Below are 12,723 nucleotides of genomic sequence, written 5' to 3' on the forward strand. Positions count from 1 at the left end.
CTTTATCCTAGGGATGCGCGCCTACCCGAGGGAACTACGCCATCCTGCGGCTTCCCTGGCTGGCAGTACCGGTCCACCGCAGCCTCCCTCAGCCCCTCAGCCCAGGCCGCGAGCCGCTGGGCCGCCCGGACGTAATGGAACAGTTCCGTGGGTGTCAAGGCATCGAGGTCGGTTTCGTCCAGCCTGCGGGCCAGCTCTGCCCCCGCCGGCTGGGCGGTTAGTGTGACACCTTCATCCTGCCACTGGATGTCCACAGGGGGCCGACCTGCGACGAGCTGGCGGAAGAGGAAGTCCACCACTCCCGGGCTCATCGCTTTCATCAGTCCAACAGGCTGTGCAGAGCCGGGGTCCTGGGCATCCCGGGCGGGGCGCACCGATCCGCCGGCGGGTGGGGATTCCGGAAAGGGTCGCGGCTGGGATGGGGTTTGCATGGTGTCCATATTATTCGAACATATATTCGAACACAAGGTCTACAAGACTGTGTTTCCGGCTGGCTCTTGACTGCTGCCACAAAGGTTGATGTGAGAACATCGCCTCATGACGTCCCGTGCCCCGGCAAGACCCTCGCGGGTGCCTCGAACCTCACAGGCCGCGGGCCGCCTCCGCGGTATTGACGCAGCCAGGGGGCTGGCGCTCCTTGGCATGATGGCCACACATCTGCTCCTCACCTTCGAGGCAAACGCCGACCTCACTCCCACGTGGATCGGACTGACCTTCTCCGGCCGCGCGGCAGCCCTGTTTGCCGTGTTGGCGGGCGTGGGCCTGGCGCTGTCCACCGGCAAACAAGTGCCACCGCAAGGTCCTGCCTTGAACGCTGCCCGCCGCGGCTTCGCACTGCGCGCCCTGGTGATTGCCGCCGTCGGGCTCTCACTGGGCGGGCTGGAAGTGAACCTTGCGATCATCCTGGTCCACTACGCCATGCTGTTCCTGTGCATCCTGCCGTTCCTCGGCCTGAAGCTGAAGGCACTGTGCGCCTGGGCCGCCGGCTGGATCGTGGTTTCCCCGGTCCTCGCATATCTGCTCCGCCCCTGGCTTATGGCAGCCAATCCGCCCCTGAATCTGGGGCACAACCCGTCCTGGGAAGACCTCTCGACGCCCTTCCCTCTGCTGGGGGACCTGTTCCTGACCGGCTACTACCCGGTGTTCCAGTGGCTGTCGTACCTGCTGGTGGGCCTGGTCATTGGCCGGCTGGCCCTCACCAAGGCGATGGTTCCTGTCCTGCTGCTTGCCGGCGGGACTGCGGTGGCCGCACTGGCCAAGGCTTTGGGCACCGCCGCAATGGAGAACTGGGGCGGCCGTGCCGCGCTGGAGGCAGTCCTGAACGCCCCCGGATACCCGCTGGACAGTGTCCTCCAGGTCAACCTCACGGGAATCCCGCAGGAAGGATCCTGGTGGTGGCTGGCGGCCGCGGCACCGCATTCGGCCACCACGCTGGATCTGCTTCACACCTGCGGCGTGGCAGCCGCCGTTGTGGGTGTGTTCCTCCTGCTCGGCAGGCTGGCTGACTGGCTGGACCTGGACCTGTTGCTGCCGCTGCGCGGCGCGGGGGCAATGACGCTCACGCTCTACTCAGCGCATGTGTGGGTGGTTTCGGCGTTCTACCTGAAGCCGCTGCCCGCCGGCTGGACCGAGGCGGGGATGTACTGGGCACATGCCGCGACGGCCATCGCCGTGGGCATCGTGTTTGTCCTCCTGAAATGGCGGGGGCCACTGGAACTGGTGGGCCATGCCGCCAACCAGCTGGGGCGCGGCGGACGAGCCGGCGGCTAGGCCGGAACCTGGCCGCGGAACAGCTTCACGGCGTCGCGCATGGAGGCGCGGGCGCGCTTGCGGTCCCCGGCAGCGTCATAGGCGCAGCTGAGCCGGAACCACGAACGCCAGTCGCCGGGCGCCGCTTCAGCCTCGGCCTTGTACTTTTCGAATTCCAGATCCGCCGCGGAGCGGACGATCCGGCCGGCGGGTGTGCGCGGCAGTTCGTCTACCGGGAGCCCGCCTTCGGCCTCGAGGACCTTGGCCATCTGTTCCGTGCGTGCGCCGAACAGCAGTTCACGGATCATGGCCCAGGCGCCGATGGCCGGGAGGACCAGGTAGGCCGCTCCGATGGCCTTGGCGGCGGGGTTGCTGTCCAGCAGCAGGAGGACGGAGCGCTGGAACGACACCACCAGGTAGAAGACCAGCAGGAGCGTGACGGCACCCACCCAGATCTTGGTGCGGTTCTTCCGGAACGCGGCCAGGAACTCGCCCACGGCCTAGAGCCCCAGGTCCAGGTAGCCGTCCAGGCCCACCGTCAGTCCCGGATGCGCGGCGACGTTGCGCACGCCAAGCAGCACGCCGGGCATAAAGGAAGCACGGTCAAAGGAATCGTGGCGGAAGGTCAGCTGCTCCCCAGGACCGCCAAGCAGCACCTCCTGGTGGGCCACCAGCCCGCGCAGCCGGACGCTGTGAACGCGGACTCCCTCAACATCGCAACCCCGCGCGCCAGCGAGTTCGCTGGTGGTCGCGTCAGGACTGGGCGGAACGTCCGCAGCCTTGCGCTCGGCTGCGATGAGCTGGGCGGTGCGGACAGCGGTCCCGGACGGCGCATCAACCTTTTCCGGGTGGTGCAGTTCGATGATTTCCACGGACTCAAAATATTTGGAAGCCTTGGCAGCGAAGGCTGAGGCCAGCACGGAGCCGAGGGCAAAGTTGGGGGCGATCAGCACTCCGGTTTCCGGGTGCTCCGCGAGCAGTGCTTCCAGGGCGGCGAGCCGGGTGGAGTCCCAGCCGGTGGTCCCCACGACGACGTGCATGCCATGCCCGACGGCGTAGCGCACGTTCGCTTCCGTGCTCTCGGGGACGGTGAGGTCCACCACGATGTCGGCACCCGAAGTGGCCAGCTGGTCCAGCGAGTCGCCGCGTCCCAGGGCGGCCACGAGCATCAGGTCGGAGGCAGCTTCAACGGCCTTTACGGCTTCGGCGCCCATGCGCCCGTTGGCGCCCAGGACAGCCACGCGGGTGGGCACGGAGAGTTGTTCGGTCATGCCGTTAACCCTACCGTCGGGCCGGGTGCGGGTTTGAACCGGATGCTGTGCGTTACCTCGCAACCACCGGCAGGCGAAGGAAACCAGTGATGCTTAGCTGCCTGCGCCCACCCACTCCACCGTGCCGTCGGCGAAGAACTGTTCCTTCCAGATGGGAACCTGCTCCTTGATGCGGTCCACGAGTTCGGAACACACGGCAAACGCCTGCCCGCGGTGCGCCGCGGAGACAGCACAGACCAGCGCCGGATCTCCGATGTCGAGCATGCCGATGCGGTGGGCGGCCCAGATCCGCACGGGCTGTGTGGCGGTCCCGTCGCCGGCATGTTCGGCGGCCAGGCGGGCGACAACGTCGGCCATGACCTGGTGAGCCGTGGGGTGCGCACTGTAACTGAGCCGCTCCACTGCCTTGCCGACGTCGTGATTCCGCACTACGCCGCTGAAGCTGACCACGGCCCCTGCGGTGTCAGATTCCACCGCAGCGATCGCCTGGTCGACGGAGATGGGTTCGGCGCTCAGCACGGCGTGGACCACTTCGAAAACCGGTTCAGTGGCCATGGCCGCCCTCCAGCTGGTCGCACAGGTGCCCGATCAACGGGTCCAGCACCGACAGGCCGTCCATAACGCCCTTGGGTGAGCCGGGCAGGTTAATGATGAACGTCTGCCCGGCAGCTCCGGCGTGGCCGCGGCTGAGGGCCGCCAGCGGCGTTTTGGTTGCGCCTTCGCGCCGGATGGCCTCCATGATGCCCGGGATTTCACGGTCCAGAAGGGGCAGGGTTACGTCGGGTGTGCGGTCGTCCGGGCTGAGCCCGGTGCCGCCGCTTGTGATCACGACGGCGGGATGCTGGGTGAGGAGGGCGCGGATGGCCGCACCGACGGGCGCGCCGTCCGGCACCACCATGGCGGGGTACGCCTCGAAGCCGTGCTCGGTGAGCCAGTCGATGATGACGGGCCCGGTTTCGTCCTCATAGATGCCTGCGGCGGCCCGGGTGGAGGCAATAACAACCCCGGCCTTGCGGCCCTGCACCTCGCCGTGCGTGTGCGGCTCCGGCAAGTGAGGTTGCGGCGTGTGCGGCTCCGGCAGGTGAGGTTGCGGCGTGTGCGGCTCCGTGTTTGGCTCAGCCGGGTAAGTGCTCTCGGTGCTCATAGTGTCCAGTCCCCGCTCTTGCCGCCGCTTTTCGCCAGCACTTTGATGTCGGTCAGCACGGCGTGCTTGTCGACGGCCTTGATCATGTCGTACACGCTGAGGGCAGCCACGGAGGCCGCCGTGAGCGCTTCCATCTCCACCCCGGTGACCCCGCGGGTCTTGACCGTGGCCAGGATCGCCACGGAATCGGTTCCGAGCTCGAAGTCCACGGTGACTTTCGAGAGCGGCAACGGATGGCAGAGCGGGATGAGTTCGGGGGTCTTTTTTGCTGCCATGATGCCGGCAACCCGCGCGACGGCCAGGGCATCACCCTTGGGCAGGCCGCCGGATCCGAGCAGGCCCAGCACTTCGTCAGTGGTGCGGACGGTGGCAGTCGCGGTGGCTTCCCGCGTGGTTTCGGTTTTGCCGGACACGTCCACCATCTGGGCGCTTCCGTCCTGGCGCAGGTGGGTCAGCGCGGACGGGCTATGTTCTGGATTCACAGCATCCATACTTCCACCTCGTCACCCTCGGCGAGCGCCGAGACTCCAACGGGTACGTGCACCAGCGCGTTGGAGCCGGCGAGGGCGTGCATAAGGTGGGAGCTTTCGCCCCCTTCCAGGCGGACGGTTCCGTCCCCCTGGAGGGTTCCGCGCCGGACCTGATGCTTGTGTTCAGGCGACGAAAGGCTGTGGCCCAGCCGTGCGTGTACAGGGATCCGCGGCGACGGCGCTCCGAACAGTTCAGCCAGCACAGGCCGCAGGAACATTTCGAACGAAACCAGGCAGCTAACAGGGTTTCCCGGGAATCCGAGGAAGGGCACACCGTCGAACGTCCCGATGCCCTGCGGGCCGCCGGGCTGCATGGCCACATGCAGGAACTCGGTGGCCTGGCCCTCCATGGCCTGGCGGACCACTTCGTAGGCTCCTTTGCTGACCCCGCCCGTGGTGACGATCAGGTCCACCGTGCCGGCGTGGCGGCGCAGCAGTGCCCGGAATTCGTCAGGGTGGTCCGAGGCAATGGCCGTGCGCACCACGGCCAGGCCCGCTTGCTGCATGGCGCTTTCGAGGAGGGTTCCGTTGGAATCGTAGATCTTGCCGGCCGGCAGGGGCTGGCCGGGTTCCACCACTTCGTCGCCCGTGGTGGCCAGCAGGACGGTCACCGGCCTGCGCACAGTAACTTCAGCGATCCCCAGGGCCGCCAGCAACCCCAGCTGCGCCGGGCCAAGGAAGGTACCCGAGGCCAGCGCCCGCTCCCCCGCCGCAATATCACTGCCGGCCGACCGCACGAAGGTGCCGGCCGCCGTCGCCGGCAGCCACACAGTGGCTGTTTCCCCCGGGGCAGGGAACCGGTCCGGAACGGCACGTTCCACGGGCACGACGGCGTCAGCACCGGTGGGAATCATGGCTCCCGTCATGATGGGGGCGGCAGTGCCGCGGTCCAGGGCCGCCGGCACGGCACCTGCCGGAACGGGGACAACCACAGACAGCTCCGCACCGCCGTCGGGCACGTCCAGGCTGTTGACGGCAAAGCCGTCCATTTGGGAGTTGGCGAACGGCGGGAGGTTCAGGGCGGCCATCACGTCCTGGGCCAGGCCCTTGCCCAGCGCGTCGCGAAGTGCCAGCGTTTCCGTCCGTTCCTGGGCCAGCAGGGGCGCCAGCAGTTCGGTGACGGCGGCGCGGTGCAGGGCCACGGACCGTGCCTGGTGGGGCGTGTGGCTGTGCCCGAAGTGGACGTGCTCGCTGCTGCTCGGGGTGTGGCCGTGCTGGTGCGGAGGGCTGTGCATGGTCCTGCCTTCGGTCCGGGCCGTCATGGATTCACGTCAACTCTAATCGTGTGGAAGCCGGTGGCCCCGTCGGGAGCAACCGGTCGGCGTTCCTCCACCTGCGGCTCGCCGTTGAGGTCCGTGGCGCGGACCTGGACCTCGTACTGGCCGGGAGTCAGCTCGATGCCCAGCTGCCACTGGTACCACGTGTCAAGCGAAATCCCAGGCGCGAGGCGGGCTTCCTGCCACGGACCGCGGTTGACGCGGAGTTCCACCTTGCCGATCCCGGTGTGCTGGGCCCAGGCCACACCACCGAACATGACCGTTCCGGCCCCCACCCGTCGGCCGGTGCGGGGCACATCGATCCGCGAGGACGTTTTGATGGGGCCGCGGTCGGACCAGCCGCGCGGCGTCCAATAGCCGACGTCGTCCGCGAACCTGGTGACGCGGAGTTCAGTGAGCCATTTGGTCGCGGAAACGTAGCCGTAGAGGCCCGGCACGACCAACCGGACTGGGAAGCCGTGTTCCAGCGGCAAGGGTTCGCCGTTCATCCCCACCGCAAGCAAGGCGTCGCGCTGATCAGTGAGGACCTCCAGCGGTGTGCCCGCCGTCCAGCCGTCGGAGCTCCGGGACAGCACCATGTCGGCGCCGGATTGCGGCCGGGCAAGGGCCAGGAGTTCCCGCACCGGCCAGCCGAGCCAGCGTGCATTGCCGATCAGGTCTCCACCCACTTCGTTGGAGACGCAGGCGATGGTCACATGACGTTCGATCAGCGGCTTGGCCAGCAGATCGGCCAGGTTCAGCTCCATCTCCTGTTCCACCATTCCCGTGACGCGGAGGACCCAGGATTCGGGGTCGAGGGACGGGACAATCAGGGCGGTGTCGATCCGGTAGAAGTCACGGTTCGGTGTGACCAGCGGCTGCATTCCGTCCAGGCCGACCTCGGCGCCGGCCGGGATGGCGGGCGCTCCGGAGACTGCGGCAGGCAGTTGCAGCATCTCGCGGGCACTACTGATGCCGGAGGCTGCACCTCGCCAGACCGCGGCCACAACCCCGCCAACGGCGGTGGCCCCGGCGCTCGCAGCCAAGACCTGCAGGAACGTGCGCCGCCCGGCGGTTCTTTCCGTCCTCGCGGGAATTTGCGCCGTCGCGGCGTCTGTCCCGGCTGCTGTCCCCGCTGCGCCGGCGGGGAGCCCTTCGTGGAGCCGGCGGATCAGCCATCCCAGCAGGAGCGCGCCGGCCAGGGCTGCGGCCAGTGCCACTACAGCCGCGGCCGGGGTCATCTGGGCACGCGTGAGGACCGCACCAAGCCCGACGAGCCCAAAAACAGCAATCACCGCCGCACCGGCAAACCGCCTGCGCTGCTCCAGGATCCCGGCCAATGCCCCGACGGCAGCGATAACCAGCAGCATCCCGCCCACGAACACGGCCTTGTCGGCGGTGCCGAAAAGGGAGATGGCCCAGTCCTTCACACCCGGCGGAACAGCATCGATCACGGCTCCGCCTACTGCCGTCAGGGGCGAGAGGGACGGACTGAACAGACCTGCCAGCAGCTCCCCTATTACGACGGCGGCGCCGGCGGCCACGGCTCCCGACGCGGCGGCCCAGCGGCGGCTGCCTCGAGCGGCACCGTCGGTTCCTGAGCGCCCTGGAGAGGTGGCGCCGTCGTCGGCCGTTTCCTGCAGGGGCTGGGAGCTGTTCACCTCTCCAGCATAGGTTCGCCGGGCCCCGGCAGCGCCGGACTTCGCCAGGTTGGAGGGACTTCCGGCGATGGACGGGATCCCGGGCGTCATGAGCGTGATCCCGGGGGTAAAGGTGGCGTAGCCTGAATTCATGACTGTTCAGCTAGGCATGCCGCAACCCCGGGAGGATGCAGGGCCGGGCCTGCCGCCTGCCCGGCCGGCCGGCACACCGCCGGGTCTGCTGGACCAGTACGGACGCCGGGCCACGGACATGAGGCTGTCGCTGACGGACAAGTGCAACCTGCGCTGTACGTACTGCATGCCGGCCGAGGGGCTTGAATGGCTGTCGAAGCAGGCCGTAATGTCGGCCGAGGAGATCGTGCGGATTGTCCGGATCGGCGTGGACCTGCTCGGTGTCCGCGAACTGCGGCTGACCGGCGGGGAGCCCCTGGTCCGGGCGGACCTGATAGACATCATTGCGGCCCTGCGCAGCAATCATCCGGACCTGCCCATCTCCATGACCACCAACGGCGTGGGCCTGGACAAAAAGGCTGCCGCGCTTAAGGCAGCGGGCCTGACCCGCATCAACGTCTCACTGGATTCGCTGCACGAAGAAACCTTCACCAAGCTGACCCGCCGCCCGTTCCTGGACCGCGTCCTGGCCGGCGTCGATGCCGCCTGGGCCGCGGGACTGGGCCCCGTCAAGCTCAACGCCGTGCTGATGCGGGGCATCAACGACACCGAGTCGCCGTCCCTGCTCGCGTGGGCGCTGGACCGCGGCTACGAACTGCGCTTCATCGAGCAGATGCCCCTTGACGCGGACCACGGCTGGACGCGGCGGAACATGATCACGGCGGCCGAGATCCGAGCCCTGCTCTCGCACGACTTTGTGTTGAGTCCCGATCCGCGCGCCCGCGACGGTGCCCCCGCGGAACGCTTTGAAGTACGACGCCGGGCGGCCGGGACCGCGGGGCCGGATGGTCCTGCGCTGGGTGCCGAGGGACTAGTGTCTGCCGCTGACGTGCATCGGCCGGAAGGCGTGGAGGCGGCGCCGGAAGCCCACGGGCCGGTGCTCGGCACCGTGGGCATCATCGCGTCCGTCACGGAGCCGTTCTGCTCCGACTGCCGTCGCACACGGATCACAGCCGAGGGCAAGATCATGAGCTGCCTGTTCTCCCGTGAGGAGTTTGATCTCTTGGGTCTTCTGCGGGACGGCGCCAGTGATCGGGCCCTGGCCGAACGCTGGCAGGATGCCATGTGGGTCAAGCCAAAGGCCCACGGCATGGACCACACAGGTCTCGGCGCGGCGGACTTTGTCCAGCCGGACCGCAGCATGAGCGCCATCGGAGGCTGAATTCTTGAACGTACGTTACTTCGCTGCCGCACGCGCTGCTGCTGGGGTCGAAGAAGAGCTCTTCGTACTCCCTGCCGGAGCGACAGTGGCCGATTTGCTGGAAGCGGTCCTGGCTGTGGACCGAGCCGAGCCTGCTGCCGGCACTCCTCCCCTGCAACGTATCCTGTCCCGGAGCAGTTTCCTGCTCAACGAGGTGGCCGTCCGGGACCGCACGACTGTGTTAAATCCGGGCGACGTGGTTGACGTACTGCCACCCTTCGCCGGCGGGTAGGACACGTCGCAGAGAGCGCGAACGGACATTTGAGCCCCGGTCTGAGGGCCAGAACCGCGCCCTCGCGCCGAAACGGCCGGGCTCTTAGTCGCGATAGCTGCCATGACGGCCATCGTAGCCATTGAGTTATGCACATAGGCATTCAGCCTCGCCGTTATTGTCAGACCCTCGCGGGATGATTTTGAGTATGGATAGCAGAGCAGCAGTGGCGACGGCGGAGGCACTTTCGGTGTCCTTCGCTGAGCTTGCTGTGGTGCTCCGGGGCGGGACCGAGTCCTCGGGATCCGGTAGTGCTTATCCGCTGCGCCGGGTGGCGGATGATTCCTGGACGGGCTGGCCGAGATCTCACGACTGGACGCGAAAAGTGCCGCCCTGAAGGCCTGGCTGGCTACCGGCTACACCGCCGCTGCCGAGGCCTTGGCGGGCCCTGCAACGTCGCCCGAGGACCACACCGGACAGGAAATGGCCGTGATCGCTGAAGTCGCCTGTGCCCTGACGGTCAGCGAACGCAGTGCCGGCGCCCTGCTCGCCGAAGCCCACGCATTGACCACCGCCCTGCCGCTGACGTTCTCCGCGCTGCAGGCAGGGACGATTTCCTGGCAGCACGCCCGGATCATGGTCGACGAAACCGTGAACCTGGACCCTGCCGGCGCCCAAGCCCTCGAAGCGCATTTCCTGGACCCCGCCGCGCCGAACCCGGCGAGGAGTTGTCCGGCAGGTGAGCTCATCCCCGGGCGGTTCCGGCACAAGGCCCGGACCTGGCGGGAGCGCCATCACCCGGTCAGCATCGAAAAACGCCACATCAAGAGCGCAGCCGATCGACGGGTGGAGTATGCCCCGGACCGCGACGGCATGGCCTGGCTCTCCGCGTACCTCCCCGCCGATCAGGCGGCAGGGATCTGGGACCGCACCACTACAGCCGCGAGAGCGCTCCAAGGACCTCATGAGGGCCGGACCCTCAGCCAGATCCGCGCAGACATCGCCGCGACCTGGCTCCTGAGCAACAACATCACCGGCGGCGGGACCGGTGGTATGCCGGCAATGTCCGGCGGTAAGGGCGAAACGGGCGGTACCGGCGAAGCCGGCGGTGCCGGCGCAACAGGCATGGCAGTGGGTGGCGGTGTTCCCTCGCCGCGGGCGCAGGTGTTGATCACGGTCCCGGTGATGTCGCTGCTCGGCCTCACGGATGAATCGGCCATGCTCGATGGGTACGGCCCGATCCCGCCGTCCATTGCCCGCAGTCTGATTGCCGACGGTGCGGAGTCCTTCCACCGGGTCCTGATCGACCCCCGCGACGGAGCACCCTTGGAGATCGGCAGAACCAGCTACCGGGTGACGAAAGCCCAACGCCAATGGCTGCGGCTTCGCGACGGGAAATGCCCGTTCCCCGGCTGCAGCAACCACTCCCTCGACAACGAAGCGGACCACATCCTCGCCTGGGCCCACGGAGGATCCACCGGCATATCAAATCTCGGCCAGCCCTGCCACAAACACCACAGACTAAGACACACCACAGCATGGAAACCCACCAACGCCACAAAGAACGAACCACCCGGCTGGATCTCACCCACCGGCCGCCACTACCAAAGCGAACACCCAGACTGGAAACCACCGACCTGGCCAGCAAACATCCCTATGCCCGCCACCGGCACCAACACCGGTTCGGTCTTGGACGTGGAACTCGGCATGGACCTGGACCTGGACCTGGACCTGGACCTGGACACAAGCCTGCCACCGGCACTGAGGTGAAGGCCGGTTCAGAGGTCAAGGCCGGTTCGGCTACTGGGCCGTTCCCATCGCCAGGGCCAACAACGTCGCGCGGGTATGGACGCCGCATGTATCGAAAATCTGCTTGAACTGATCCTGGACGGTGTAGGCCCCGATCCCCAAGGCGACAGCCATGGCGTTGGTGTCGGCGCCGCTGGCGGCAAGCTCAAACAACTCCCGCTGCCGTGTTGTCAGTCCGAAGCTCCGGGCGAACATATCAAGCCTCGCCGCTGGAGGGCAGGCCTGGATAGTCACGGCCAGTGGCGGAGTGGCCGCTGCGCCGGTGGAGTCCATCCGACTGGCCTGGAGCAGGGCCCATTGGCCCGACCCTAGGTGCACACGGGCAGACGCAGGATGATCATCCACACCCGCCTCACGCGCCAGCAACTGGGCAGCGACGTTAAGAACCTCGGCCGGTACGCGTTGAAAGGGACGCGGGCCAGCCTGAAGCAGTCCCAGCCACTCCTCGACAGAAGCAGTTCCACCCACAACCGCCATATCCGCATCCAGAGTCAGCACTGCCTGCTGAGGCAAGTCCGGCCTCGGACTTCCGCCGATGGCTGACGCCCCCGCACGGACAGCCTTGTGTCCTACGGGGCGGGGTCCGCCAGACCCGTCCACGACAAATTGCCGGGAGACTGCCTTACGCAGGGCGGGTGTCACTTCGTGCACCACGGCAGCGATGTATCCCACTTCGTCCGCAGTAAAGGGATCATCCTGCGCCGTTCGCCAGAGGTCAAGCCAACCCCAGCGGCCGTGCTTGTCCGCCAGCACTGCGAACAGGACATCGGTCACTCCGTAACGCCTCATCAGCCCATCCCACACCAGGCTCCGTGATGGATCGCCGGCAGTTTCCCGCAGCAGCGTAGTCACCGGCGACGGGCTGATCGCCAACCGCGTCCACCGACCTGCAAGCGTCAGATACTTGAGCCGAATCAACAACGGCAGCTCGTCCGGGCACGGAATCCGGGCTATGGGCGAGATGCCCGTCGCCGTCAGCGGGTCTGAGAGCGGCCACACAAAAGCGCTGAACGGAAGCGCCCGGCCCAACTCAGCGAGCACAGCGGTGCGTAATGAGTGGTGATCCGGGGCGGAATCGCCAAGGAGCCGGATCCGTTCAAGGCTCCGGTTCCAGGGCCTGCCGGGGGTCATTCCCCCAGTATGCGCTGTGCGGAAAGCGCCGGGGCTTCCTGCCATGACCCCAGATTTCTGGGATACCGGCCAAAGTGGCCAGCGGTTACCGTGACACTACGCGAAGCAGCGGACCGTGCGGCATTCCCAGCATAGGACCGATGCGTGGGCGAGTACGGAGGCAATTAAGTGCCATCAACAGCACGACAAACAAGCGATCAACTAAGGAGAATCGGCAATGTACACCCTGCAAATCGAACATGGCATCAAGGACTTTGGCATGTGGAAAGCGGCCTTCGACCAGGATCCGGTGAACCGCGCGGCCTCTGGAGTCGTCGGGCACCGGATTTCCCAGCCGGTGCATGATTCCCACTATGTGGTGGTGGAACTCGATTTCAACGAACGCGGCCAGGCTGAGCAATTGCTGGCGAACCTGAAAAGTAGGGTGTGGAATTCATCTTCCGCAGCGCCAGCCTTGAACGGCGATCCGCGGACAAGGATTCTGGAATCAGCCGGCTGACGGTCGGATCTCTGCGTGGCCGTAAGTGTCTGTGAGGATCCATTTCGCGCAGGGGCGGGGGCTTAACTGTCCTCTCGCGCCAACGTGCGG

At 67.0% G+C, this 12,723-nt stretch carries 14 protein-coding genes; 5 read left to right on the top strand and 9 right to left on the bottom strand.

Annotation, left to right across the window (positions count from 1 at the left end; genetic code table 11):
- Positions 1 to 2: 2 nt before the first annotated feature.
- Positions 3 to 311, bottom strand: a complete 309-nt coding sequence (locus ACX80V_RS10750) for a hypothetical protein (protein WP_058929477.1) — start codon at positions 309 to 311, stop codon at positions 3 to 5.
- A gap of 226 nt (positions 312 to 537) precedes the next feature.
- On the opposite strand from ACX80V_RS10750, the gene ACX80V_RS10755 reads away from it, so the two are divergent.
- On the top strand, positions 538 to 1,770 hold the full coding sequence (locus ACX80V_RS10755; RefSeq protein ID WP_485843115.1) for a heparan-alpha-glucosaminide N-acetyltransferase domain-containing protein: 1,233 nt from the start codon (positions 538 to 540) through the stop codon (positions 1,768 to 1,770).
- Here ACX80V_RS10755 and ACX80V_RS10760 read toward each other — a convergent pair.
- The 7 genes from ACX80V_RS10760 to ACX80V_RS10790 form a co-directional block, all read right to left on the bottom strand.
- Positions 1,767 to 2,246, bottom strand: a complete 480-nt coding sequence (locus tag ACX80V_RS10760) for a hypothetical protein (protein WP_058929479.1) — start codon at positions 2,244 to 2,246, stop codon at positions 1,767 to 1,769. The two genes, ACX80V_RS10755 and ACX80V_RS10760, sit on opposite strands and share 4 nt — an antisense overlap.
- 3 nt (positions 2,247 to 2,249) lie before the next feature.
- Positions 2,250 to 3,020, bottom strand: a complete 771-nt coding sequence (dapB, locus tag ACX80V_RS10765) for a 4-hydroxy-tetrahydrodipicolinate reductase (RefSeq protein ID WP_485843116.1) — start codon at positions 3,018 to 3,020, stop codon at positions 2,250 to 2,252.
- Between the two features lie 93 nt (positions 3,021 to 3,113).
- Entirely contained in the window at positions 3,114 to 3,575 is a 462-nt protein-coding gene (locus ACX80V_RS10770; RefSeq protein WP_058929481.1) for a molybdenum cofactor biosynthesis protein MoaE, read from the bottom strand.
- Positions 3,565 to 4,164, bottom strand: a complete 600-nt coding sequence (locus ACX80V_RS10775; protein WP_485843117.1) for a MogA/MoaB family molybdenum cofactor biosynthesis protein — start codon at positions 4,162 to 4,164, stop codon at positions 3,565 to 3,567. The genes ACX80V_RS10770 and ACX80V_RS10775 overlap by 11 nt, the downstream gene beginning before the upstream one ends.
- On the bottom strand, positions 4,161 to 4,655 hold the full coding sequence (gene moaC / locus ACX80V_RS10780; protein WP_058929482.1) for a cyclic pyranopterin monophosphate synthase MoaC: 495 nt from the start codon (positions 4,653 to 4,655) through the stop codon (positions 4,161 to 4,163). Before moaC ends, ACX80V_RS10775 begins: the two co-directional genes overlap by 4 nt.
- A complete protein-coding gene (locus ACX80V_RS10785) occupies positions 4,643 to 5,956 on the bottom strand; it encodes a molybdopterin molybdotransferase MoeA (RefSeq protein WP_485843118.1) in 1,314 nt (437 codons plus the stop codon). Before ACX80V_RS10785 ends, moaC begins: the two co-directional genes overlap by 13 nt.
- Positions 5,953 to 7,743: a molybdopterin-dependent oxidoreductase gene (locus ACX80V_RS10790; protein ID WP_485843119.1), complete on the bottom strand. Its 1,791-nt coding sequence runs from the start codon at positions 7,741 to 7,743 to the stop codon at positions 5,953 to 5,955. Before ACX80V_RS10790 ends, ACX80V_RS10785 begins: the two co-directional genes overlap by 4 nt.
- Here ACX80V_RS10790 and moaA point away from each other — a divergent pair.
- From moaA to ACX80V_RS10805, 3 genes are all read left to right on the top strand, one after another.
- On the top strand, positions 7,742 to 8,944 hold the full coding sequence (gene moaA / locus ACX80V_RS10795; RefSeq protein ID WP_485843120.1) for a GTP 3',8-cyclase MoaA: 1,203 nt from the start codon (positions 7,742 to 7,744) through the stop codon (positions 8,942 to 8,944). The genes ACX80V_RS10790 and moaA overlap by 2 nt on opposite strands.
- Positions 8,945 to 8,948: 4 nt before the next feature.
- A complete protein-coding gene (locus tag ACX80V_RS10800) occupies positions 8,949 to 9,215 on the top strand; it encodes a MoaD/ThiS family protein (protein ID WP_485843121.1) in 267 nt (88 codons plus the stop codon).
- A 351-nt stretch (positions 9,216 to 9,566) separates the two neighbouring features.
- Positions 9,567 to 10,964: an HNH endonuclease signature motif containing protein gene (locus tag ACX80V_RS10805; protein WP_485843207.1), complete on the top strand. Its 1,398-nt coding sequence runs from the start codon at positions 9,567 to 9,569 to the stop codon at positions 10,962 to 10,964.
- A 30-nt stretch (positions 10,965 to 10,994) separates the two neighbouring features.
- Here the strand turns inward: ACX80V_RS10805 and ACX80V_RS10810 are convergent, their stop codons facing one another.
- Positions 10,995 to 12,134 carry a helix-turn-helix transcriptional regulator gene (locus ACX80V_RS10810; RefSeq protein WP_485843122.1) on the bottom strand — a complete coding sequence of 380 codons (1,140 nt, stop codon included), beginning with the start codon at positions 12,132 to 12,134 and terminating at the stop codon, positions 10,995 to 10,997.
- 217 nt (positions 12,135 to 12,351) lie between these two features.
- Between ACX80V_RS10810 and ACX80V_RS10815 the strand changes: the two genes are divergently transcribed.
- The gene (locus ACX80V_RS10815) at positions 12,352 to 12,633 is read left to right on the top strand and encodes a hypothetical protein (RefSeq protein WP_485843123.1); all 282 of its coding nucleotides are present in this window, start codon (positions 12,352 to 12,354) and stop codon (positions 12,631 to 12,633) included.
- The last annotated feature ends 90 nt before the right edge of the window (positions 12,634 to 12,723 follow it).

The sequence above is a fragment of the Pseudarthrobacter arbutini genome (assembly GCF_054510915.1).

What these genes read in the sequence shown, in the direction of transcription:
- ACX80V_RS10750 (WP_058929477.1), bottom strand. Translation starts at nt 311, where the DNA reads ATGAGCCCGGGAGTGGTGGACTTCCTCTTCCGCCAGCTCGTCGCAGGT.
- ACX80V_RS10755 (WP_485843115.1), top strand. Translation starts at nt 538, where the DNA reads ATGACGTCCCGTGCCCCGGCAAGACCCTCGCGGGTGCCTCGAACCTCA.
- dapB (WP_485843116.1), bottom strand. Translation starts at nt 3,020, where the DNA reads ATGACCGAACAACTCTCCGTGCCCACCCGCGTGGCTGTCCTGGGCGCC.
- ACX80V_RS10770 (WP_058929481.1), bottom strand. Translation starts at nt 3,575, where the DNA reads ATGGCCACTGAACCGGTTTTCGAAGTGGTCCACGCCGTGCTGAGCGCC.
- ACX80V_RS10775 (WP_485843117.1), bottom strand. Translation starts at nt 4,164, where the DNA reads ATGAGCACCGAGAGCACTTACCCGGCTGAGCCAAACACGGAGCCGCAC.
- moaC (WP_058929482.1), bottom strand. Translation starts at nt 4,655, where the DNA reads ATGGATGCTGTGAATCCAGAACATAGCCCGTCCGCGCTGACCCACCTG.
- ACX80V_RS10785 (WP_485843118.1), bottom strand. Translation starts at nt 5,956, where the DNA reads ATGACGGCCCGGACCGAAGGCAGGACCATGCACAGCCCTCCGCACCAG.
- moaA (WP_485843120.1), top strand. Translation starts at nt 7,742, where the DNA reads ATGACTGTTCAGCTAGGCATGCCGCAACCCCGGGAGGATGCAGGGCCG.
- ACX80V_RS10790 (WP_485843119.1), bottom strand. Translation starts at nt 7,743, where the DNA reads ATGAATTCAGGCTACGCCACCTTTACCCCCGGGATCACGCTCATGACG.
- ACX80V_RS10810 (WP_485843122.1), bottom strand. Translation starts at nt 12,134, where the DNA reads ATGACCCCCGGCAGGCCCTGGAACCGGAGCCTTGAACGGATCCGGCTC.
- ACX80V_RS10815 (WP_485843123.1), top strand. Translation starts at nt 12,352, where the DNA reads ATGTACACCCTGCAAATCGAACATGGCATCAAGGACTTTGGCATGTGG.